We start from the raw sequence: 20,169 nt of genomic DNA, 5'->3' as shown, positions 1-20,169 counted from the left end.
ATCGCGTGCTGGCCGATGCGTAGATTCAAAGAGCTAGAGCGCAGCGCGTCCGATTGGACGCACCGCGCTCTAGCTCTAAGGACCCGGTCAGACGGCTTTGCGCGCGTGTGTGAGTTCGGCGACCTTCTTGATATGGCTGACGGCGGCAGTGCCGCCGGCCGTCTTGGTGAAGAGGTCGAGAACCTCTTCCTCATCCTCACCGACCGGTGTCAGAGCCTTGTCCATGTAGTTCTTGACGCCGGCCTCGCGTGCAATCAGGAAAGCCGAAACGCTGAGGCCGATGATCGTGCCGGCCAGGGAAATATGCTTGCGGGCCGTGTCGAAGGCAAAACGCGGCCAGAACAGCAGCGGATGTTCGCGCTTCAGGCCGGGGCGCCGCTCCGAGGGATGCTTCAGGCGCATAAGGCCGCTCTGCAGCGGATGGACGTTCTCCAGCGGCACGGTCGTCGCAAACGACACCAGCACCTTGACGAGACTGCTCAGCTTGATGCCGGACGCCACAGCGCGGCGCAGCAGGGTCTTCATATGGTCGGGTGAATAGTAGAGCGACCAGGCCTCCTGATAGATGCTCTCCCATTCCTGCTTGCTCATCTTCGGATGCGCGGTGCAGACGTGCTCAACGTCGTAGATATTGAGATCGGCATCCATTTCGACGCCCTTCTTCCAGAGAACCTGATGATCCTCGGAGCCCGGCAGGGGGGTCAGAATGAAAAACTCGATGACATCGAGCGGTAATTCTTCCTGAATGATCTTGATGTCGCGGCGGATCGACTCCGGCGTGTCTGCCGGAAAGCCCAGAATATAACCGGCGAGCGTCATGATGCCCTGCGCCTTCCAGGCAAGCAGCATCTTACGATATTCGGTGATCTTGTTCTGGTTCTTCTTGGCGGCGGTCAGATTATCCGGATTGACGTTCTCGAGACCGATGAAGACGCGCGTGACACCGGCGCGCTTCGATTTCTCGATGAAGTTCGGGATCTTGTGGCAGAGCGTGTCCACCTGGATCATCAGGCCGAGCGGAATACCGTCCTTTTCCCTGAGCTCGATCAGCCGGTCGAAGATCGCTTCCCAGTCCTTGTTGCGGGCGAAATTGTCGTCGGTGATGAAGAATTTATGGATGCCCTGCGCCCAGTTCATGCGCACCAGCTTTTCCACATCGTCAGCCGAGCGGAAGCGGGATTTGCGGCCCTGCACGTTGATGATTGTGCAGAACGAGCATTGATAGGGACAACCGCGGCCCGCATCGAAGCTGGTGCTGAGGCCGAGCGTGCGCTGGATATTGTCCTTCGGCAGGAAAGGCACCGGTGTGCCGCCGATGCCGGGAAGATCGTTCATGAAATTGTAGAGCGGTTTCAGCTCGCCGGCGGCTGCGTCGCGCAGCACCATCTCCAGCCGCCCTTCGGCTTCGCCGGCAAACATGGAAACGCCCATCTTGCGGCATTCCTCGAGGCCGATCGCGTCGCCACTCAGCATCGACAGGCATCCCGAGATATGGAAGCCGCCCATCGAAACCGGCAGTCCGGCATCGCGGAACGGGCGGGCGATATCGAGCGCACGGGGATACTGGTTGGACTGGACGCCGATAAGCGCGATCATCCCGAAATTGTCATTGCGTTTGAACTGGGAGATCAGCGCCGCAAAATCGATCCGCGTATTTGTCTCGTCAATGACGGTGATGTCGATGGCGGTGTCGGCCCCAAGCACCTGCCGCTCGGCACATTCGGCGGCAATCCCGTAGATGGCGGCCAGCGAATTGGACGGAATCATCGCCCGCCACCAACGAATCACATAGCCGTCGTCGTCATAATGCGACGGCTTTATCAGGATGAGCTGAAACCGCCTGCGAGCAGCCTCTGAAATTTGGGCCAAAATAATTATCTTTCGTTGTTGGCTGCACACCGGACCTTGATGGCGTCGCAGGCCGGTCTAAGACATGGGTTTCATGCTGTCGAAAGGCGCGCACCATACTTGGGAAGGCGATTAACAAAACGCAATAGAATAACGCAAGGCACGAACAGCGCCGACCTTACCAATATCTTTTGACATAGGATATAGGCAGTTCGAGGACCTCTTGATCGTCGCCAACAATGTTTCGACGGCCTCGCTGCAGTCGGTACAAAGCCCGCAGACCAGCAGCTCTCAGGTCCCAGCATGAAAGACGAGGGAAATCCCTCGCTTCCTCAGAGCTCTGACTTGATGTCGCCCATTCGATTCCCAGCGTCGAGGCCGGCGATCTTGTAGGCCTCGGCAAGCGTCGGGTAGTTGAAGGTATTTTCGACAAAATATTCGACGGTACCCTTCAGGTTCAGCACGGCCTGGCCGATATGCACCAGCTCGGTGGCACCTTCGCCGACGATGTGTACACCGAGCAGTCGGCGCGTCTTCAGCGAAAAGATCAGCTTCAGGAGGCCGGTCTCGAGGCCCATGATGTGGCCACGCGAGGTTTCGCGGAACCGGGCGATGCCGCATTCGTAGGGAATGCCGCGCTCCTTCATTTCCTCTTCCGTCAGGCCGCATGTTGAGATTTCCGGCACGGCATAAATGCCGTAGGGGAAATATTTCTGCGGCTCCTTGGCGACGGCGCCGATTGCAACGCGCGCTGCGATGCGGCCCTGCTCCATCGACGTGGACGCAAGGCTCGGGAAGCCGACGACATCGCCGGCGGCATAAATATTCGGTACCGAGGTCTGGAAAGTCTCGGGATTGACCTTCAGGCGGCCACGGCTGTCGGCTTCGATACCAACTGCGTGCAGGTTCAGCGTATCGGTGGCGCCCATACGCCCGGCGGCAAAAAGCACCATGTCGGTCACGAGATGTCGGCCGCTATCGAGCGTAAGCTGCACCTTGCCGCTATCGATTCGTTCAACCTTCTCAGCCTTCGTGCCGAGCAGCAACTTCATGTTGCGGTCGCGCAACTGATAGGTGAAGTCTTCGACGATTTCCTTGTCGATGAAGTCGAGCATGGTCGATTTCGGATCGATGACGGTTACGGCCGTATCCAGCGCCGAAAAGATCGTTGCATATTCGATGCCGATAACGCCTGCGCCGATGACGACCATGCTGCGCGGCAATTCCTTCATATCGAGCAACTCGTCGCTATCGAGCACGGTCTTGCCGTCGAAGGGCATGTAGTCGGGCCGGAAGGGCTTGGTGCCGACGGCGAGCAGAATGCTGGCGCCGGTCACCGTCATGGTTTCGCCGTCGTCCTTGATGACCTGCAATGTCGTGGAATCGATAAAGCTCGCCTTGCCGCGGATATGCTGCACGCGGTTGCGCGCAAACTGGTGTTCCAGCACTTCCACTTCGTGGTCGAGCGTGATCAGCAGCCGGCGGCGCAGGTCTTCGGCGCTGATTTCCTGCTTGACGCGGTAGCTGCGGCCATAAAAGCCGCGCTCACGCCAGCCGGAAAGATTGAGTGCAGTTTCACGCAGCGTCTTCGAAGGGATCGTGCCGGTATGGACGGACACGCCGCCGACACGCTTTCCTTGCTCGATGACCAGCACTTTCTTGCCGAGTTTTGCAGCCTGGATCGCGCCACGGCGCCCTGCCGGACCGCTGCCTACTACCACGAGATCGTACTGGAACATCATTTAGCCCCGAACTGGAATTGGAATCATATTGCGACGCGAAATGTCGCGCGTTCATCGGTAGCCGGTCAATGTTACAGTTTGTAATTCGGCGCAGTTTAGGAGTTCAAAAAGCCGAACATCGGCTCAAGGCGCTCGAATGTGCGGTCCATCGCATAGGCGCCGATGAAGAAAAGCGACAAATGGCCGTACGTCAACGAGATCTGCGATTCAGCTGCCATCTCGCCTTCCTTGGCAACGCCGGCCACGTAGATAGCTGAAGCCAGCCCCGTACGGTCGGCGCCGGCCTTGCAGTGAATGAGCATGGGCTTCGGTGCGGCGGCCATGATCGCCATCAACTGGCGCCCTTCCTCGATGGAGAGTTCCTTCGTCGCAGACATGCGGAAATCGATATGCTGGACATTGAGGCCCTTCGCTGCGGCGACTTCGTTGTCATACCAGGCCTCGCCACTGCTGTCGCCGCGCAGGTTCAGTACGGATTTGATGCCATACTCCTTGACGAGTTCGCCGAGCTTTGCAGGGGAGGGCTGAGCGGAGCGGTAGACCTGGCCATCGACCACCGCATGCACATTGGTCGAAAGCTGCAGGTAACCGAGATAGAGAACGGTCACGACGAGCAGCAGAAGTGTCAGCCTTATCAGCGATTGAAGGCTCGGCGGCGCGTACAAGCGACCAAGAGAAATGCCCATATTTCCCGTCCTGTTGTCAGTCACTCAGCTTGAAGAATGCCAAGATGGCTTTTTCATGCCTTAGCCGTGTTCTTATATCAAACGCAGGCCTTTGAGGCTTGCCTGTCCGTCTTTACCGATGATGATGTGATCGTGGATGGCGATACCGAGCGGTTTTGCCGCATCGATGATCATCTTCGTCATGTCGATATCGGCGCGCGATGGGGTGGGGTCGCCCGACGGATGGTTGTGCACGAGAATCAGCGCCGTTGCCGAAAGCTCGAGCGCCCGCCTCACCACCTCACGCGGATAGACAGGTGTGTGGTCCACGGTTCCGCGCCCCTGCACCTCGTCGGCGATCAGCGTATTGCGTTTGTCGAGGAACAGAATGCGGAACTGCTCGCGCGTTTCATGCGCCATTGCCGCATGGCAATACTGGATGACCGACGACCACGAAGAAAGCACCTGCTTATCCCTCAGCTCGCTCTTCAGCGTGCGATGGCCAATGGTGGATATCAGCTTCAGATCGAGCGCCACTGCCTCTCCGACGCCTTTGACCTCCTGCAGCAGTGCTGCAGGTGCGCCGAAGACGCCGGCAAGCGAGCCGAAGCGGTCGATCAATGCCTTGGCTATCGGCTTCGTATCGCGGCGCGGGATCAGCCGAAAAAGCAGGAGTTCGAGGATTTCATAATCGGCAAGCGCCGTATCGCCATGTTCGCGGAAGCGGTTACGCAGCCTCTCGCGATGGCCGTGATAATGCTCTTCCTTGACGGGCAGGGCGGTTTTTTTGGCGGGAGCTGCAGCCTTTGACGGCTGTCCGAAAAACGCCCGTTCGTCTACGACGAGATCGTCGTCCGTGTCGAAAGGCAGTTCGTCATCGCCAGCCTGCGGAACGGGCCCTTTCGCCATCGACAATGTTACCCGTTGAGCGGTGGCAGGCCCGGCCGGTCGAGGCCGGCGGGCGAAAGCGTGAAGATTTCGCAGCCGTTTGCGGTCACGCCGATCGTATGTTCGTACTGTGCTGATAGCGACCGGTCGCGCGTCACGGCGGTCCAACCGTCGGCCAGTACCTTCACGTGCGGGCGTCCGAGATTGATCATCGGCTCGATGGTGAAGATCATGCCTTCGCGCAGTTCCGGCCCTTCATTGGCGCGGCCGTAATGCAGGATGTTCGGCGAATCGTGGAAAAGGCGGCCGACACCATGGCCGCAGAAATCGCGCACCACGGAGCAGCGCTCGGCTTCGGCGTAGGTCTGGATCGCTTCGCCGATCGCCCCGGTGCGGGCGCCGGGATGCACGGCGGCGATACCGCGCATCAGCGACTCATAGGTCACTTCGAGCAGCCGTTCGGCAGCGCGCTTGACCTGGCCGACCGGATACATCCGGCTCGAATCCCCATGCCAGCCATCAACGACGAAGGTCACGTCGATGTTGACGATATCGCCCTCGCGAAGCGGCTTGTCGTCGGGAATGCCGTGACAGACCACATGGTTGATCGAGGTGCAGGTGGACTTCGTATAGCCGCGATAGTTCAGCGTTGCCGGATAGGCACCGTGATCCATGCCGAATTCGAAAACGAAGCGATCGATTTCATTGGTTGCGAGACCTGGCTTGACGATATCGGCAAGCGCATCGAGGCAGCGTGCGGTCAGCTGGCACGCGTTGCGCATTCCCTCGAATGCTTCAGGGCCATAAAGCCTGATGGCGCCCGTATTTTTCGGCGGCGCGGAGGAGGCTTCGATATAATTCACCATTGCAAGGCCTTAGCAGAAATTGTCGTCTCTGTTCATAATGCAGCTATGCCGGGTTCGTCCATCGCGATCAACCGCATGGCCAAGATTTCTCGGGGCGTTGCATCGGGTGGAAAATGCCGCCGGGCCGCCCGCCAGCGTTAGCGGAGCTGAAGACCATCAATATCCACAGTCTTCTCAATAAGATAGGATTGTAGGTGGAAAATTCCACTGTTACTCACCGATTGGTGACAGACCGGGGTTGACCGAATGCTGAATGAAACTGCCGTGGCCGTGCTCGAACAGACGAGTGCCGCTGAGCCTGAAAAGCGTATCCGCGATAGAAGCGCCACCGAGCGCGCCATCCTGAAGGCGGCCAAGAACCTGCTGGCCGAAGAAGGCTTCCAGAATTTCGGCATCAATGCCGTCGCCCGCCGCGCCCGCTGCGACAAGCAACTTATCTACCGTTATTATGGCGGTCTCGATGGTCTCGTCGAGGCGATCGGCGCCGATCTCGGCAACTGGGTCAAGGACCGCATCCCCGAAGATACCGGCGGGATGTTCCTCTTGACTTATGGCGACCTCATGGAGCGGCTGGCGCTGCTTTTCCTGGAAGCGCTGCGCGACGATCCGCTGATGCGCCGCATCGTCGCCTGGGAAGTGTCCGAAAATACCGAGCAGGTGAGGCGGCTTTCCGAAGCGCGCTCCAAGGCGCTCGGCCAGTGGCTCGATCGCATGCGCGGCTCGCTGGCGCCTCCGAAGGGCATCGACACCGCAGCCGTCAATGCGCTGATCTTTGCGTCGATCCAGCATTTGGTGCTTTCTGCTGCCGCGGGCGGTCAGTGCGCGGGCCTGGTGCTGAAGAACGCCAAGGACTGGGAGAAGGCGGCAACAGCGCTGAAGCGGCTGGTGCGCGGCGTTTACGGCTGAGTAATCCACAGGCTCAGTCCGCCCGTTAACCTTAACAATTGGTTTACGTTGCCTGGCGCCGGTTAACTCGCCAGTGTGGTCTACAGTAGAAATGTAACGAGTGTGGACCCGAGTTCAGTCATGGGAACCAGAATCGCCAGAACCGCGTTGCTTCTCGCGGCGATGATGTTTTTCGCTGTGCTGGCGCTGGATATCGCCGTGCCCACGCTCGTACTCTGCATAATGGCATCGTCGGTCTGGCTCGTTTCCTTTGAAATGCCGGTCCTTCACAAGCACGAAGGAGAAGCCGCATGAAGTGGTTTCTGATCTTCTGGGCCGGTCCGATCGTCTTCCTGGCGGGCTGGTACTGGCTTTCCTATTACGATCTGAACTTCGGCATCTTCATGCTGACGCGGCAGGTCCATGACCTGACTTTCCAGCTCTACGGCAAGGTGCTTGGCCTTCCGCCGCAGGAAATCCCTCCGCTCGTCGCCCGCGCGATTGCGGTCGACAGCCTCGTCGTCTTCGCCATCATGGGCTTCCGCAAGCGCCGTCAGATCGCCGCTTGGTGGAAGGCGCGTCACGTCTCGGGATCGTCGGCAGATCTCGCCAGCAAGGAAAGCCTGTCGAGCGCTCCCTGAAGGATGAAGCTAGCCGCTGCCGAATCGATCCGTTCGGCGCGTTTTGCCCGCGAAACATCCATTTCCAGCAAGGCCCGTTCTGCGGCCACGGTCGACAGCCGCTCGTCCCAATAGACAAAGGGAAGAGCGGTTTTCTGCTCCATGTTACGCACGAAGGCCCGCGTCGCCTGCACGCGCGGCCCTGCCGATCCATCCATGTTTATGGGCAGGCCGATGACGAAGGCTGCGACCCTTTCTTTCGTGGCAAACGCCAGCAGGGTCTCGGCATCGATGGTGAATTTCTCGCGCTTGATGACCGGGCGCGGCGTGGCGAAGCGGCGGCCGAGATCGGACATGGAAAGCCCGATCGTCTTGGTGCCGAGATCGAGGCCGGCGATTGCCTGTCCAGGCCCGATCGTTTCGGCCAGTTCCTCGATCGTCAGCACCGTCATTGCTCTGTCATCCCGTCAAGAGAAATTGAAGTTCCCACCGCTTTTCTTTGCGGCCATATCGGCTATGTCCTTAGAGCAATTCGAGGAAAAGTGCGAAACGGTTTTCCGCCGCTAAGGGCGTCGCACTGCTCTGGTCCCGAAATCGTCTTTCGCACCACATAATCAAGGAGACTTTTCATGAAGATCACCTGGCTCGGCCATTCTGCTTTCCGTATCGAAACGAAAGCCGCCAAAATCCTGATCGATCCCTTCCTGACCTATAATTCGTCCTTCGTCGGCCAGGATATCAAGGACGTGACCAACGGTATCACCCATATCCTGCTGACACACGGCCATGGCGACCATGTCGGTGATACCGTCCAGATTGCCAAGGATACCGGCGCCATCGTTCTCGCCAATGCCGACCTTGCTTCCTGGCTCGGGACCAAGGGCGTCGACAAGCTCGAAATGGGCAATACCGGCGGCACGGTCCCGCTCGGCAGCTTCACCGCTACCTTCACCAATGCGTTGCATTCCTCCGCGCAGACCACCGAAGACGGCGTTTCGCATTCGCTCGGCAGCGCGAACGGTCTCGTACTGCATTTCGAGGATGAACCGAGCCTCTTCCACATGGGCGACACGGATATCTTCTCTGACATGGCGTTGATCAACGAGTTGCACCAGCCGGACATCGGCATCGTTCCGATCGGCGACCGCTTCACCATGGGTGGCGCGGTGGCAGCTCTCGCTTGCCAGCGTTACTTCAACTTCAAGACGGCGATCCCCTGCCACTACGGCACCTTCCCGATCATCGACCAGACGCCGGAAAAATTCATTGCCGGCATGGAAGCCTCGAAGACGCAAGTGAAGGCGCCAAAGCCCGGCGAAAGCCTGTCGCTCTGAAGCCCAAGCCCTCAAATACCCAGGGATTTGAGGGCTGGAATTATGCGTTGCTGAAAAGGCAAACCCGTTGCACAGGACGGACATGGTCTTTATAGCGGTAGGAAAATTCCTATCCGGAGAATGCCATGTCCGTCGATCTCGCCACCGTTAAGCGCGTTGCGCGCCTTGCTCGTATTGCCGTCTCGGAAGAAGAGGCAAATCGCATGGTCGGTGAGTTGAACGGCATCCTCGGCTTCGTCGAGCAGCTTTCCGAAGTTGATGTCGAGGGTGTCGAGGCCATGACCTCGGTAACGCCGATGGACATGAAGAAGCGCACCGATGTCGTCAATGACGGCAACAAGGCCGCCGATGTCGTTGCCAATGCGCCGATAACCGACCACAATTTCTTCCTGGTGCCGAAAGTCGTCGAGTAAGGTTTTGACCGCCTCTTTCCGACCCTGTTGCCATTTCCAGATCTGAAGCGAAAACACGATGAGCGAACTCACCAGCCTGACCATTGCCGAAGCCCGCCAGAAGCTGCGCGGCAAGGAAATCACCGCAACCGAACTGACCGAGGCCTATATCTCGGCTATCGACGCGGCCAATGGTCACCTTAACGCCTATATCAAGGTCACGCCGGATCTTGCACGCGTCATGGCAAAGAATTCCGACGAGCGCATCGCCGCCGGAAAGGCGGGCGATCTCGAAGGCATTCCGCTCGGTATCAAGGACCTCTTCGCAACCGTGGGCGTGCACACCCAGGCCTGCAGCCATATCCTCGATGGTTTCGAACCACGTTATGAATCCACCGTAACCCAGAACCTATGGGATGACGGCGCCGTCATGCTCGGTAAGCTCAACATGGACGAGTTCGCGATGGGCTCCTCCAACGAAACCTCGCACTATGGCGCGGTCATCAACCCCTGGCGCGCGGCAGGCTCCAACCAGCAGCTCGTACCGGGCGGTTCTTCCGGTGGTTCGGCCTCAGCCGTTGCCGCCCATCTCTGCGCCGGAGCGACTGCAACCGATACCGGCGGCTCGATCCGCCAGCCGGCCGCCTTTACCGGTACCGTTGGTATCAAGCCGACCTATGGTCGTTGCTCGCGCTGGGGCACAGTTGCTTTCGCCTCCTCTCTCGATCAGGCCGGTCCGATCGCCCGGGACGTTCGCGATGCCGCTATCCTGCTGAAATCGATGGCAAGCGTCGATGCCAAGGACACGACCTCGGTCGACCTGCCGGTGCCGGATTACGAAGCCGCCATCGGCCAGTCGCTGAAGGGCATGAAGATCGGCATCCCGAACGAATACCGTGTCGACGGCATGCCCGACGAGATCGAAGCCATCTGGCAACAGGGCATTGCCTGGCTGAAGGATGCTGGTGCCGAGATCGTCAACATTTCTCTGCCGCACACCAAATATGCTCTGCCGGCCTATTACATCGTAGCCCCCGCCGAAGCCTCTTCGAACCTCGCCCGCTATGACGGCGTGCGCTACGGCTTGCGCGTCGACGGCAAGGATATCCTTGAGATGTACGAGAAGACGCGCGCCGCCGGATTCGGCCAGGAAGTCAAGCGCCGCATCATGATCGGTACCTATGTGCTCTCGGCCGGCTATTACGACGCCTATTACCTGCGCGCCCAGAAGGTTCGCACGCTGATCAAACGCGATTTCGAACTCGCCTTCGATGCCGGCGTTGATGCCATCCTGACGCCGGCTACTCCGTCCTCCGCCTTCGGTGTCGCCGACGAGAACCTCGCTGCCGATCCGGTAAAGATGTACCTCAACGACATCTTCACGGTGACGGTCAACATGGCCGGCCTGCCGGGCATCGCCGTTCCCGCCGGTCTGGACCATAAGGGCCTGCCGCTCGGACTGCAGCTCATCGGCAAGGCCTTTGACGAGGAAACCCTTTTCAAAACCGCCCATGTCATCGAACAGGCCGCCGGCAAGTTCACGCCGGCCAAGTGGTGGTAACCGGCTTACCGATCCAAAAGATTACAGACGCCGGCCACAAAATGGTCGGCGTCGTTGATTCTGCCGGTCCGTTTGTAGACGCAATTGGCCCAGCGCTAGTACAGCCGCCGCACGCTTGGCAGCCTTGACGCTTGATCAGATTCTTGAGCGTAAGGTGACGATCAATACTGAGGCAACCGAGAAGGTCCGCGAGGACATGGCGACGATCGGTATTGAGGTCTCCGGTATCGAACTCAAGGATGTGACCTGCCGGGCGAAATGCGCGAGATCCTCAACTAGGTCGTTGCGGCTGAGAAGCAGGCCGAAGCGAACGTCATTCGCCGCCGTGAGGAAACGAATGCCACGCGTTCGCTCCTCAACACGGCAAAGGTCATGGCCGAAAATCCGGTCATGCTGCGTCTGAAGGAGCTGGAGGCTCTTGAAACCATCGCCGGCAAGGTTGGTCACCTGACCATCCACAACGGTACGGGCGGGTTGATGAACGACATCATCAATCTGCGCGATTGAAGAAAGGCAGGCGCCGTCTCGGATTTCGAGCCGGCGCCTGTTATAGAGGGAGAACTTTGCGGGAGAGGGTCTCATGCCGAAACAGGATCTTGCGCGGTTGATCGAGGCATTTGATCGCCTCTCTGCCAGCGGCTTTAAAATGGGCGCGGAGTGGGAGGTGGTTCACGAAATCTGCCAGAACCATGAAGGCGAGCAGCCCTTCGATTGGGGCCATGCCCTTTGCCACCACGTCGAAGGCGATGACTGGAACGCCGGCTATTGGTATCGACGTGCCGGCAAGACGGTCGGCACAGGCACGATCGCCGAGGAGTGGACGGCAATGCGTAGCGAGCTTTCCGAGAAGCTGTGAAACTCTCCTGGCCGCACGGCAACATCGCCGCGCGGCCAGGCTCTTGTCATACCTATTTGTTATCGAGTTGCGCTCTGACGAGCTTCAGCCCTCTCTCGGTAATCCGATATGGCTGGCCGGCGGAAGACTTGATCGCCTTCAGCCGTTTCAGCTTGCGGAAAAGCTCCAGACCGAAGCCGGGATAGACCCAGCCGTCGCGGGTGAAGCAGCTCACAATCTCGATTTTTCTGTTGTCGCGGGTAATTTCGATACGGCCGCCCTGGGCCATAAGGTGCAGGATGCGCTGTTCTGCGCGTGAGATGTCCATTGCTGTTGATCCGGAAACGCGCCTTCATGAAGGCGCACGAAAACGATCTGGCGTTCGGAATTATCCGATACGCCGCGGCTTCGTTTTTCGGGCCCATGCGCGCGAGGCTGTGCTTGCGGGCAGGGGCCTTTACCGGGTCTCAGACAGGTTAGACATAAACACCTCTAGGCAATTCCAGCAAAAGTGTTCAGCGGTTTTGCGTCCGGAATTGCGTGAAACAAAGAGATAGAGTGTTTTCGTATTTCGCAGAAAAACGGAAATACTCTATCGGGCGTTTTATCAGTAACCACAATCCGGTCAAGCAGGCGCAGCGGAACAAAAGCTGCCGATAACATTGCTTTCGCTTCTTCATCTCATTGTAGGGACTGGAAAATTGCCCGACTCAATGGTCTACTCCCTGTTGTAGAGCGGAGGTGCCATTGATCCACATTCGCAATGCCCGCGAAGGCGAAACGGAGCTCTTGAGCGAGATTGGCTTGCGAGCCTGGCAGAGAGCGATGGCATTGATCGGCGAATCGGACGCCATGACGGATGGAGCCCGCACTGCTTTCAGGACTTTTGTAGATAATAACTGGCTGACCATCACGGTCGTCGAGCAGAACGGACAGGTTGCCGGTTGGGCGGCGCGCGAGGGGCTGGACGAGACGATTTCCGACTTCTGGATCGCCCCGACCTTCAATCGCCGGGGGCTCGGCACTGCGCTGCTGGAGCATATTGAGGCCGATATTTTCGAGCGGGGCTTCGAGGAGGCGGCAATGCAGACCCATTCGGGAAATTCCGAGGCGATCGCTTTCTTCCAGAAGCATGGCTACGCGATCCGCTGGCTGTCGGTAGCCTATAATCCGAAGCTTGACCGCGATGTGCCATCGGTCGGTCTCAGCAAGCATCTCGGTCCGGAGGAGCCGGAAGGTTACGGTCCCGGTTTCTAGACCTCTTCCCGGGGCACTGAAAGCCTTGCACCTGTAAGCCATTTCCTTTACCTCACCAGTTGAAAAGAACAGCCTTCGAAGAGCATCTCATGACCATTGTCGACGTTCGCACGCCTGATCCGAAACGTTATATCCCCGGCGCCACCGGTGATTGGGAAGTCATCATCGGCCTGGAAGTCCATGCCCAGGTGCTCTCCAATTCCAAGCTTTTCTCCGGCGCTTCGACGGAGTTCGGCAAGCCGCAAAATTCGAACGTCTCACTCGTCGATGCGGCCATGCCCGGCATGTTGCCCGTCATCAACGAGGAATGCGTCAAGCAGGCTGTGCGCACCGGCCTCGGCCTGAAGGCGCAGATCAACAAGCGTTCGGTCTTCGACCGCAAGAATTATTTCTATCCGGACCTGCCGCAGGGCTATCAGATCTCGCAGTACAAGGATCCGATCGTCGGCGAAGGCAAGATCGTCATCTCCCTCGGCCCGGATCGTCAGGGCCAGTTCGAGGATATCGAAATCGGCATCGAGCGCCTGCACCTGGAGCAGGATGCCGGCAAGTCGATGCACGACCAGCATCCGACCATGTCCTATGTGGATCTGAACCGCTCCGGCGTAGCGCTGATGGAAATCGTCTCCAAGCCGGATATGCGCACCTCGGATGAGGCCAAGGCCTACATGACGAAGCTGCGCTCGATCGTGCGCTACCTCGGCACCTGCGACGGCAACATGGATGAAGGCTCAATGCGCGCCGACGTCAACGTCTCCGTGCGCCGTCCGGGCGAGCCCTTCGGCACGCGCTGCGAAATCAAGAACGTCAACTCCATCCGCTTCATCGGCCAGGCAATCGAATTCGAAGCTCGCCGGCAAATTGGCATTATCGAGGATGGCGGCACGATCGATCAGGAAACCCGCTTGTTCGACGCGAACAAGGGCGAGACGCGGTCCATGCGCACCAAGGAAGATGCGCATGACTATCGCTACTTCCCCGATCCGGACCTGCTGCCGCTAGAATTCGACGACGCCTTCGTCAGCGATCTCGCACAGCATCTGCCGGAACTGCCCGACGACAAGAAGGAGCGCTTCGTCCGCGAGCTCGGCCTCTCGATCTACGACGCCTCCGTGCTCGTCTCGGAAAAGGCGATTGCCGATTACTTCGAAGCCGTTGCGGAAGGCCGCGACGGCAAGGCGGCTGCCAACTGGGTTATCAACGATCTGCTCGGCGCACTGAACCGCACCGGCAAGGATATCGAGGAAACGCCGGTTTCTCCGGCCCAGCTCGGTGCCATCATCGACCTCATCAAGGCTGAGACCATCTCCGGCAAGATCGCCAAGGATGTTTTCGAGATCGTGCTCAACGAAGGCGGCAACCCGGCCGAAATCGTCGAGACGCGCGGCCTGAAGCAGGTGACGGATACCGGCGCGATCGAAAAGGCCGTCGATGAGATCATCGCTGCCAATCCGGACCAGGTTGCCAAGGTTCAGGCCAAGCCGACGCTTGCCGGCTGGTTCGTCGGTCAGGTGATGAAGGCGACGGGTGGCAAGGCCAACCCGCAGGCCGTGCAAGCGCTCGTCAAGGCCAAGCTCGGCATCGAGGAATAAGCCAACGGCATCAGCCGAATGGTGTGAAGCGGTTTTCGGAAGGCCGATGCCGCCGGGAGAAAGTCTTGGTTTATTTCGTCCGAACAGCCAGCGAGCGCGATCTCGACAAGGTTCGCGCCCTCCTGGTCGAGAGCTTTCATGCTGCCTATGATGCCGGCCACGGCATTGCGAAGGTCAACGAACTGATCGCCAATCTCTTTTCGCCGACTGCGCTGAAGGCGCGGCTCACGAAGAAGAACGCCGAATTCCTCGTTGCCGATGACGGCCGCGATATCGGTGGCATGGGCTATGCGGCAATGTCGGACGAGATGACGAAGACGGTCATGCTGCACCTCCTCTATATCCGGCCGGATCAGCAGCGACAGGGCATCGGGCGCGATATCTTCGCCGAACTGGAAACCTGCTTTCCGGATGCGGAGATCATGCGGCTGGAAGTCGAGGTGCAAAACCACGAAGCCATTCATTTCTACACGCGGCTCGGTTTCGTCGAGTCGGGCCGCAAGGAGAACAGTGGTGCCGGCCAGTCCGGCATTCCGACACTGGTCTTCGAAAAGGCGCTCGAGCCGCATTGAATGGCATCGGGCGACATTATCATCCGCGAGGCGCGTGAGGCCGATCTGCCGGCATTGATCGCCATGTTCGCTGCCGATCCGCTGGGCGGCCATGGCGACACGACCGATGTTGAGGCCTATCCGGATTATGCCGGCGCCTTCGCGACGATCGCGGCGTCTTCCAATCAAACGCTTTATGTCGCCGAACTGGCAGGCGACGTCGTCGGCACCTTCCAGACGATGATCACCACATCGCTGAACGGACGCGGCGCATCCGCCATGATCATCGAGGCGGTGCAGACGCGGGCTGATCTGCGCGGGCAGGGCATCGGCGCGCGAATGATCGAATTTGCCGTTGCCGAGGCGAAAAGTCGCGGCGTCCGGCTCGTGCAGTTGACATCGAATGCGGCGCGCAAGGATGCCCACCGCTTCTATGAAAGGCTGGGCTTCAAGCCGTCGCATCTCGGTTTCAAGATGGCCCTGAAATGACCGCAGTTTCGGTGGGAATCACTGGACAATTCGGCTTGGCGGCGGCATAAGCGAAAAGCCTATCTGCTTTCGTCCGCGTCCTGCGGCCACGAGGAAAAGACATGATCAAGTTCCTGCTGCACACCTTCACTTGGTGGAACAACTACACCTTCGGCACGCTGTTCGCCCTTCGTGGCTTCAAGCGCGTTGGTGAAGATGAGTTGGGCAATGTCTATTATGAAGGCGGTCTATCCTCTTATGGCCTGCCGAAGCGCTGGGTGATCTACAAGGGTTACGCCGAAGCTTCCGCCATTCCTCCGGGCTGGCATGGCTGGATGCATCACCGCACCAATGTTGCGCCGTCGCAGGAAAATTACGTTGCCAAGGAATGGCAGAAACCGCACCGCGCCAACCCGACCGGCTCGCCCCAGGCCTACCGCCCGCCGGGCTCGCTCTCGGTTGCCGGCGAACGTCCGCGCGTAACCGGCGACTATGACGCCTGGACGCCGGGCAACTGAGCATCGGGCATCCGATAGCGGGTTCTGACCCGCGCTTTGGCCACAATTGACCTTTACCCGCAGGTTGGCCGCAATCGCTGCGGCCATGAACCTGATATGTGCTGGAGACGGGTAGATATGAAGCTTTCCCTGCGAAACACGGTCCTGCCGGCTGCGGGAGCTGTATCGCTGGCGATTTCCGCCGGGCTTCTTTCCACTCCAGTACAGGCTGCCCGCATCGACAATCCGGTCGCCGTCTTCTCCGGCCTCGACAAGATCACCGGCCGCATCACCACTTTCGATGTCTATGTCAACGAGACAGTCCAGTTCGGCGCCCTGCAGGTCACGCCGAAGGCTTGTTATTCGCGCGACCAGTCGGAAGCCCAGAAGATCGACGGTTTCGTCGAAGTCGATGAGATCACGCTGGACCGCAAGATCCGCCGCATCTTCACCGGCTGGATGTTTGCCGACAGCCCCGGCCTCAACGCCGTTGAGCATCCGATCTATGACGTCTGGCTGAAGGACTGCAAGCAGAACTCGGATGTTCCGGCACCGGATAGCGCCGGCGCGAAGTAAAAGCGGCCGCCTTATCGGCAGGTCTTTCAGCCGAAAATCGACCATGGCAACAAGATAACCGCCGCGCAGGTGCGTGTCGCACAAAACCCGTTCGATGCGACACGCCCGCAGACGGTACTATGCGTTGGGCGTTTTCTTGCCGGTGAAGAGCCTCTTCACAAAGCTCAGCGCCCCGCCAAACACCACAAATACCAGGATCCAGGCCTTCTTGAGAAAAACGGCGGCCATGGCCAGCAAGCCGACCTTCGCGGCCACCTTGGCGCCGGCACCGGCAGCGATCATCCCCGCCATGCCGTAGGCAGCGATCTTGTCGCCATCCACATAATCGCCGTAGGTCATCCCCTCGTCGAACTGCACGAGGTTGGTGACGGTCGGGATGGCGGTCTCGATTTCTTTCAGCTCTGCAAGGCCGGCGATGAAATCGAACTCCAGAACACCTTCACGCCCGAGCACGCGCACGGAATAGTTCAGGGTGTGGTCCGCCTTCATGTCATCGCCGAACAGCAGATCGCGCGCCCAGTGCAGCGCATGTGCAGACTTGTCATAGTGCGGCGCGGAAGCCCAGCCGATCAGCGTGATCCTCGGAAAGCCCTGCTTCTGGCGCTCGGCATTGTTCTCGCTGATGGAATCCTTGATGTTCTGCAGCAGTTCGTCAAAGTCGGTCGTTGCCGCGTCCGCATCCGAGACATATCCATCCGCCTTGTACTCGACGATCGAACCCCAGGATCCGACATCCGTCGGCGCATATTTGGCCGGGAATATCATTCCGAGCGTCCCCTCGGCTGCTGTAGCAGGGTTTCCCCAGATATCGACAAGCACCGTCTTCGTATCGGCAGGGTTGAGATAATAAAAACCGGCCGGCACGTTCAAAGTCGCCTTCGCGTCAGGCAGCTTGATCGCCCCTTGCTGGAAGTCGAGCTTTTCCAGCAATGGCTTTTCTTGATCGGAAAAGTCCGTTCTGTTTGGAAACATCTCCTGGTAGGGGCGGGCATCGGCCGTTCCGGCAGCCAGGATAAAAAGGATCGCAACCGCAAAATATCGCTTCAAAATTCTACCCTCCATTGCATTCCAACCTTAATTGCAGTGGCTGGAAAATCAACGCTAGGATGAGGATTTCAACCTTAAAACTTAAGGTGTGGTGACTCCATCGCCGCGGCAAGCAGCAGTGCATAGTCCGCCTTCGGTACGTCGATCGCCCCGAATGTCTTCAGATGCTCCGTCGTGAATTGCGTATCGAGCAGAGTAAAGTGCTTCTGCTTCAAACGTTCCACCAGATGCACGAGACAGATCTTCGAAGCGTCGGTCCGCCGCGAAAACATGCTTTCCCCGAAGAAGGCAGAGCCGAGCGAGACGCCGTAGAGTCCGCCGATGAGTTCATTGCCGTCCCAGGCTTCGACGGAATGGGCGTGACCCATGCGGTGCAGGGCGGAATAGAGCGTCCTGATGGTCTCGTTGATCCAGGTGCTCGGGCGATCGGATGTCTCGCTCGCGCAGGCGGTAATGACAGCATCGAAGTCACCGTTGAAGCGGATGTCGAAGGGCTTCTGCCGGATCGTCTTTCGAAGACTCTTGGAAATATGGAAGTGATCGTCGAGCGGCAGCACGCCGCGGACATCCGGTTCGACCCAGAAGATTTCCGGATCGTCGGCGGATTCGGCCATGGGAAAGAGGCCGATCGAATAGGCGCGCAGGAGGATTTCCGGGGTAATACCTGGTGATTTCCTGCGCGCTCCTGCCATTCCTGTCCTATGCTGCCGGCTTGCTGTTGGCGAGATACTTTTCCAGCCAGTGAATATCATAGTCGCCGTTGGCGATATCCTGGTTGGAAACGAGATCCTGGAACAGTGGCAGCGTCGTCTTGATTCCGTCAACGACAAATTCATCGAGGGCGCGGCGCAGACGCATCATGCATTCGACACGCGTGCGGCCGTGGACAATCAGCTTGCCGATGAGGCTGTCGTAGTAAGGCGGGATCTTGTAGCCCTGATAGGCGCCGGAATCGATGCGAACACCAAGACCGCCAGGTGCGTGGAAATGCGTGATCGTACCGGGCGAGGGCACGAAGGTGCGCGCGTCCTCGGCATTGATGCGGCATTCGATGGCATGGCCCTGGAAGTGCACTTCGTCCTGCGTGACGGAGAGACCGCCGCCCGAGGCGACACGGATCTGCTCATGCACGAGGTCGATGCCGGTGATGGCTTCCGTGACCGGATGTTCCACCTGCAGGCGGGTGTTCATTTCGATGAAATAGAACTCGCCGTTTTCGTAGAGGAACTCGATCGTGCCGGCGCCGCGATATTTCAGCTTCTTCATGGCGTCGGCGCAGGTCTGGCCGATCTTCATGCGCTGCTCGACATTGAGGGCGGGAGAATTGGCTTCTTCCCAGACCTTCTGGTGGCGGCGCTGCAGCGAGCAGTCGCGTTCGCCGAGATGGACCGCATTGCCTTCGCCGTCGCCGAACACCTGGATTTCGATGTGGCGCGGCTTTTCGAGATATTTTTCCATATAGACGGCGTCGTTGCCGAAGGCAGCGGCCGCTTCGGTGCGGGCCGTCGACCAGGCCTCGATCAGATCGGCTTCGGTTTTGGCGACCTTCATGCCGCGTCCGCCGCCGCCGGCCGTTGCCTTGATCAGCACAGGATAGCCGATTTCGGCCGCCGTTTTCAGTGCATCCTCTTCCGTCTTCACTTCGCCATCGGAGCCGGGAACGACAGGGATGCCGAGCTCCTGGGCCGTCGTCTTGGCGGTGATCTTGTCGCCCATGAGACGGATATGCTCCGCCGTCGGGCCGATGAAGGTGATGCCGTGCGCTTCGAGGATATCGGCGAACTTGGCATTTTCTGACAGGAAGCCGTAACCCGGATGCACGGCGTCGGCGCCGGTGATTTCGCAGGCTGCGACGATCTGGTGGATGTTGAGGTAGCTTTCGCGCGACGGCGGAGGGCCGATGCAGACGCTTTCGTCGGCAAGGCGCACATGCATGGCGTCGGCATCAGCCGTCGAATGCACGGCCACACTTGCGATGCCGAGCTCCTTGCAGGCGCGCAGCACGCGAAGGGCGATCTCGCCACGATTGGCTATGAGGATCTTCGAAATCATTGGCAAAGCCTTATTCGACGACGACGAGCAGCTGGCCGTATTCGACGGGCGAGCCGTCTTCGACGAGGATTTCCGTGACCTTGCCGGACTTGGGCGAGGGGATCTGGTTCATCGTCTTCATCGCTTCGATGATGAGGAGCGTCTGGCCTTCCTTGACGGTGGCGCCGACTTCGATGAACGCGCGCGCGCCCGGTGCGGGAGCCATGTAGACCGTGCCGACCATCGGCGCGTTGACGGTGTTGGCCGGGTTACGGCCAGCCGGAGCTGCTACTGCAGCAGCCACCGGGGCTGCCGCAACCGGCGCTGCATAGGCAGGGCCTGCGATCGGTGCCTGGATATACTGGGGCGTGCCTGCGCGCGAAACGCGGATACGCAGATCCTCCTGCTCGACCTCGATCTCCGTCAGATCCGTATCCTTGAGGATGTTGGCGAGATCGCGGATCAGTGCCTGATCGATAGCGGATTTCTTTTCAGCCATGAGTGTTGCCCTGTC

At 59.2% G+C, this 20,169-nt stretch carries 26 protein-coding genes; 15 read left to right on the top strand and 11 right to left on the bottom strand.

All coding sequences use genetic code 11. The features are described from left to right. Positions 1–87: 87 nt before the first annotated feature. The 5 genes from AC1DUP_RS25925 to map all read right to left on the bottom strand — a co-directional run bounded on the left by AC1DUP_RS25925 (position 88) and on the right by map (position 6,009). Complete coding sequence (locus AC1DUP_RS25925) at positions 88–1,869, bottom strand: radical SAM protein (RefSeq protein ID WP_113295696.1); 1,782 nt, start codon at positions 1,867–1,869, stop codon at positions 88–90. A 311-nt stretch (positions 1,870–2,180) separates the two neighbouring features. Next, on the bottom strand, positions 2,181–3,587 hold the full coding sequence (gene sthA, locus AC1DUP_RS25920) for a Si-specific NAD(P)(+) transhydrogenase (protein WP_477835463.1): 1,407 nt from the start codon (positions 3,585–3,587) through the stop codon (positions 2,181–2,183). A gap of 98 nt (positions 3,588–3,685) precedes the next feature. Further along, on the bottom strand, positions 3,686–4,276 hold the full coding sequence (locus AC1DUP_RS25915) for a dual specificity protein phosphatase family protein (RefSeq protein WP_115035157.1): 591 nt from the start codon (positions 4,274–4,276) through the stop codon (positions 3,686–3,688). A 72-nt stretch (positions 4,277–4,348) separates the two neighbouring features. Beyond that, positions 4,349–5,164, bottom strand: coding sequence for a RadC family protein (gene radC / locus AC1DUP_RS25910; protein WP_477835461.1), 816 nt, complete (start codon positions 5,162–5,164; stop codon positions 4,349–4,351). A gap of 8 nt (positions 5,165–5,172) precedes the next feature. After that, positions 5,173–6,009 (bottom strand): type I methionyl aminopeptidase, encoded by an 837-nt coding sequence (map, locus tag AC1DUP_RS25905; protein WP_113295693.1) that lies wholly within the window; start codon positions 6,007–6,009, stop codon positions 5,173–5,175. Between the two features lie 246 nt (positions 6,010–6,255). Between map and AC1DUP_RS25900 the strand changes: the two genes are divergently transcribed. The 3 genes from AC1DUP_RS25900 (at position 6,256) to AC1DUP_RS25890 (ending at position 7,535) form a co-directional block, all read left to right on the top strand. Next, positions 6,256–6,915 (top strand): TetR/AcrR family transcriptional regulator, encoded by a 660-nt coding sequence (locus AC1DUP_RS25900; RefSeq protein ID WP_477835459.1) that lies wholly within the window; start codon positions 6,256–6,258, stop codon positions 6,913–6,915. A 120-nt stretch (positions 6,916–7,035) separates the two neighbouring features. Beyond that, on the top strand, positions 7,036–7,209 hold the full coding sequence (locus AC1DUP_RS25895) for a hypothetical protein (protein WP_477835457.1): 174 nt from the start codon (positions 7,036–7,038) through the stop codon (positions 7,207–7,209). After that, positions 7,206–7,535 (top strand): DUF6105 family protein, encoded by a 330-nt coding sequence (locus AC1DUP_RS25890; protein ID WP_113507931.1) that lies wholly within the window; start codon positions 7,206–7,208, stop codon positions 7,533–7,535. The genes AC1DUP_RS25895 and AC1DUP_RS25890 overlap by 4 nt, the downstream gene beginning before the upstream one ends. On the opposite strand, the gene ruvX is transcribed toward AC1DUP_RS25890, so the two are convergent. Then, complete coding sequence (ruvX, locus tag AC1DUP_RS25885) at positions 7,475–7,966, bottom strand: Holliday junction resolvase RuvX (protein ID WP_113507932.1); 492 nt, start codon at positions 7,964–7,966, stop codon at positions 7,475–7,477. The genes AC1DUP_RS25890 and ruvX overlap by 61 nt on opposite strands. A gap of 177 nt (positions 7,967–8,143) precedes the next feature. Here ruvX and AC1DUP_RS25880 point away from each other — a divergent pair, with 177 nt between their 5' ends. The 6 genes from AC1DUP_RS25880 to AC1DUP_RS25855 all read left to right on the top strand — a co-directional run bounded on the left by AC1DUP_RS25880 (position 8,144) and on the right by AC1DUP_RS25855 (position 11,657). Next, entirely contained in the window at positions 8,144–8,848 is a 705-nt protein-coding gene (locus tag AC1DUP_RS25880; protein WP_113295689.1) for a metal-dependent hydrolase, read from the top strand. A gap of 125 nt (positions 8,849–8,973) precedes the next feature. Then, entirely contained in the window at positions 8,974–9,261 is a 288-nt protein-coding gene (gene gatC, locus AC1DUP_RS25875) for an Asp-tRNA(Asn)/Glu-tRNA(Gln) amidotransferase subunit GatC (protein WP_113295688.1), read from the top strand. 58 nt (positions 9,262–9,319) lie between these two features. Beyond that, entirely contained in the window at positions 9,320–10,801 is a 1,482-nt protein-coding gene (gene gatA, locus AC1DUP_RS25870; protein WP_113295687.1) for an Asp-tRNA(Asn)/Glu-tRNA(Gln) amidotransferase subunit GatA, read from the top strand. Between the two features lie 154 nt (positions 10,802–10,955). Next, complete coding sequence (locus tag AC1DUP_RS25865) at positions 10,956–11,204, top strand: hypothetical protein (RefSeq protein WP_477835453.1); 249 nt, start codon at positions 10,956–10,958, stop codon at positions 11,202–11,204. Continuing rightward, on the top strand, positions 11,174–11,308 hold the full coding sequence (locus tag AC1DUP_RS25860) for a hypothetical protein (protein ID WP_477835451.1): 135 nt from the start codon (positions 11,174–11,176) through the stop codon (positions 11,306–11,308). The genes AC1DUP_RS25865 and AC1DUP_RS25860 overlap by 31 nt, the downstream gene beginning before the upstream one ends. Positions 11,309–11,381: 73 nt before the next feature. Further along, positions 11,382–11,657: a hypothetical protein gene (locus tag AC1DUP_RS25855; RefSeq protein ID WP_477835449.1), complete on the top strand. Its 276-nt coding sequence runs from the start codon at positions 11,382–11,384 to the stop codon at positions 11,655–11,657. A gap of 52 nt (positions 11,658–11,709) precedes the next feature. On the opposite strand, the gene AC1DUP_RS25850 is transcribed toward AC1DUP_RS25855, so the two are convergent. Beyond that, the gene (locus AC1DUP_RS25850) at positions 11,710–11,964 is read right to left on the bottom strand and encodes a YjhX family toxin (protein WP_113295685.1); all 255 of its coding nucleotides are present in this window, start codon (positions 11,962–11,964) and stop codon (positions 11,710–11,712) included. A 419-nt stretch (positions 11,965–12,383) separates the two neighbouring features. On the opposite strand from AC1DUP_RS25850, the gene AC1DUP_RS25845 reads away from it, so the two are divergent. From AC1DUP_RS25845 to AC1DUP_RS25820, 6 genes are all read left to right on the top strand, one after another. Further along, the gene (locus tag AC1DUP_RS25845) at positions 12,384–12,893 is read left to right on the top strand and encodes a GNAT family N-acetyltransferase (protein WP_115035150.1); all 510 of its coding nucleotides are present in this window, start codon (positions 12,384–12,386) and stop codon (positions 12,891–12,893) included. A gap of 89 nt (positions 12,894–12,982) precedes the next feature. Then, positions 12,983–14,485, top strand: coding sequence for an Asp-tRNA(Asn)/Glu-tRNA(Gln) amidotransferase subunit GatB (gatB, locus tag AC1DUP_RS25840; RefSeq protein WP_477835446.1), 1,503 nt, complete (start codon positions 12,983–12,985; stop codon positions 14,483–14,485). 65 nt (positions 14,486–14,550) lie between these two features. Beyond that, complete coding sequence (locus AC1DUP_RS25835) at positions 14,551–15,057, top strand: N-acetyltransferase family protein (RefSeq protein WP_477835444.1); 507 nt, start codon at positions 14,551–14,553, stop codon at positions 15,055–15,057. Then, complete coding sequence (locus AC1DUP_RS25830) at positions 15,058–15,525, top strand: N-acetyltransferase family protein (protein ID WP_477835442.1); 468 nt, start codon at positions 15,058–15,060, stop codon at positions 15,523–15,525. 101 nt (positions 15,526–15,626) lie between these two features. Further along, positions 15,627–16,022, top strand: coding sequence for an NADH:ubiquinone oxidoreductase subunit NDUFA12 (locus tag AC1DUP_RS25825; protein ID WP_113295680.1), 396 nt, complete (start codon positions 15,627–15,629; stop codon positions 16,020–16,022). A gap of 117 nt (positions 16,023–16,139) precedes the next feature. Further along, entirely contained in the window at positions 16,140–16,577 is a 438-nt protein-coding gene (locus AC1DUP_RS25820; protein WP_477835440.1) for a DUF2155 domain-containing protein, read from the top strand. A gap of 117 nt (positions 16,578–16,694) precedes the next feature. Here the strand turns inward: AC1DUP_RS25820 and AC1DUP_RS25815 are convergent, their stop codons facing one another. From AC1DUP_RS25815 to accB, 4 genes are all read right to left on the bottom strand, one after another. Next, on the bottom strand, positions 16,695–17,624 hold the full coding sequence (locus AC1DUP_RS25815) for a DUF2167 domain-containing protein (protein WP_477835438.1): 930 nt from the start codon (positions 17,622–17,624) through the stop codon (positions 16,695–16,697). A gap of 74 nt (positions 17,625–17,698) precedes the next feature. Then, complete coding sequence (gene aat / locus AC1DUP_RS25810) at positions 17,699–18,316, bottom strand: leucyl/phenylalanyl-tRNA--protein transferase (RefSeq protein ID WP_113311619.1); 618 nt, start codon at positions 18,314–18,316, stop codon at positions 17,699–17,701. A 7-nt stretch (positions 18,317–18,323) separates the two neighbouring features. Next, positions 18,324–19,676 (bottom strand): acetyl-CoA carboxylase biotin carboxylase subunit, encoded by a 1,353-nt coding sequence (gene accC / locus AC1DUP_RS25805; RefSeq protein ID WP_113311620.1) that lies wholly within the window; start codon positions 19,674–19,676, stop codon positions 18,324–18,326. A 10-nt stretch (positions 19,677–19,686) separates the two neighbouring features. Then, on the bottom strand, positions 19,687–20,154 hold the full coding sequence (accB, locus tag AC1DUP_RS25800; RefSeq protein WP_113295675.1) for an acetyl-CoA carboxylase biotin carboxyl carrier protein: 468 nt from the start codon (positions 20,152–20,154) through the stop codon (positions 19,687–19,689). Positions 20,155–20,169: the final 15 nt, after the last annotated feature.

The sequence above is a fragment of the Rhizobium sp. 01L419 genome, assembly GCF_056400025.1.
This window is presented reverse-complemented; position numbering and strand designations above follow the sequence as displayed.

What these genes read in the sequence shown, in the direction of transcription:
- sthA (WP_477835463.1), bottom strand. Translation starts at nt 3,587, where the DNA reads ATGTTCCAGTACGATCTCGTGGTAGTAGGCAGCGGTCCGGCAGGGCGC.
- AC1DUP_RS25915 (WP_115035157.1), bottom strand. Translation starts at nt 4,276, where the DNA reads ATGGGCATTTCTCTTGGTCGCTTGTACGCGCCGCCGAGCCTTCAATCG.
- radC (WP_477835461.1), bottom strand. Translation starts at nt 5,164, where the DNA reads ATGGCGAAAGGGCCCGTTCCGCAGGCTGGCGATGACGAACTGCCTTTC.
- map (WP_113295693.1), bottom strand. Translation starts at nt 6,009, where the DNA reads ATGGTGAATTATATCGAAGCCTCCTCCGCGCCGCCGAAAAATACGGGC.
- AC1DUP_RS25900 (WP_477835459.1), top strand. Translation starts at nt 6,256, where the DNA reads ATGCTGAATGAAACTGCCGTGGCCGTGCTCGAACAGACGAGTGCCGCT.
- AC1DUP_RS25895 (WP_477835457.1), top strand. Translation starts at nt 7,036, where the DNA reads ATGGGAACCAGAATCGCCAGAACCGCGTTGCTTCTCGCGGCGATGATG.
- AC1DUP_RS25890 (WP_113507931.1), top strand. Translation starts at nt 7,206, where the DNA reads ATGAAGTGGTTTCTGATCTTCTGGGCCGGTCCGATCGTCTTCCTGGCG.
- ruvX (WP_113507932.1), bottom strand. Translation starts at nt 7,966, where the DNA reads ATGACGGTGCTGACGATCGAGGAACTGGCCGAAACGATCGGGCCTGGA.
- AC1DUP_RS25880 (WP_113295689.1), top strand. Translation starts at nt 8,144, where the DNA reads ATGAAGATCACCTGGCTCGGCCATTCTGCTTTCCGTATCGAAACGAAA.
- gatC (WP_113295688.1), top strand. Translation starts at nt 8,974, where the DNA reads ATGTCCGTCGATCTCGCCACCGTTAAGCGCGTTGCGCGCCTTGCTCGT.
- gatA (WP_113295687.1), top strand. Translation starts at nt 9,320, where the DNA reads ATGAGCGAACTCACCAGCCTGACCATTGCCGAAGCCCGCCAGAAGCTG.
- AC1DUP_RS25860 (WP_477835451.1), top strand. Translation starts at nt 11,174, where the DNA reads ATGGCCGAAAATCCGGTCATGCTGCGTCTGAAGGAGCTGGAGGCTCTT.
- AC1DUP_RS25855 (WP_477835449.1), top strand. Translation starts at nt 11,382, where the DNA reads ATGCCGAAACAGGATCTTGCGCGGTTGATCGAGGCATTTGATCGCCTC.
- AC1DUP_RS25850 (WP_113295685.1), bottom strand. Translation starts at nt 11,964, where the DNA reads ATGGACATCTCACGCGCAGAACAGCGCATCCTGCACCTTATGGCCCAG.
- gatB (WP_477835446.1), top strand. Translation starts at nt 12,983, where the DNA reads ATGACCATTGTCGACGTTCGCACGCCTGATCCGAAACGTTATATCCCC.
- AC1DUP_RS25830 (WP_477835442.1), top strand. Translation starts at nt 15,058, where the DNA reads ATGGCATCGGGCGACATTATCATCCGCGAGGCGCGTGAGGCCGATCTG.
- AC1DUP_RS25825 (WP_113295680.1), top strand. Translation starts at nt 15,627, where the DNA reads ATGATCAAGTTCCTGCTGCACACCTTCACTTGGTGGAACAACTACACC.
- AC1DUP_RS25820 (WP_477835440.1), top strand. Translation starts at nt 16,140, where the DNA reads ATGAAGCTTTCCCTGCGAAACACGGTCCTGCCGGCTGCGGGAGCTGTA.
- aat (WP_113311619.1), bottom strand. Translation starts at nt 18,316, where the DNA reads ATGGCAGGAGCGCGCAGGAAATCACCAGGTATTACCCCGGAAATCCTC.
- accC (WP_113311620.1), bottom strand. Translation starts at nt 19,676, where the DNA reads ATGATTTCGAAGATCCTCATAGCCAATCGTGGCGAGATCGCCCTTCGC.
- accB (WP_113295675.1), bottom strand. Translation starts at nt 20,154, where the DNA reads ATGGCTGAAAAGAAATCCGCTATCGATCAGGCACTGATCCGCGATCTC.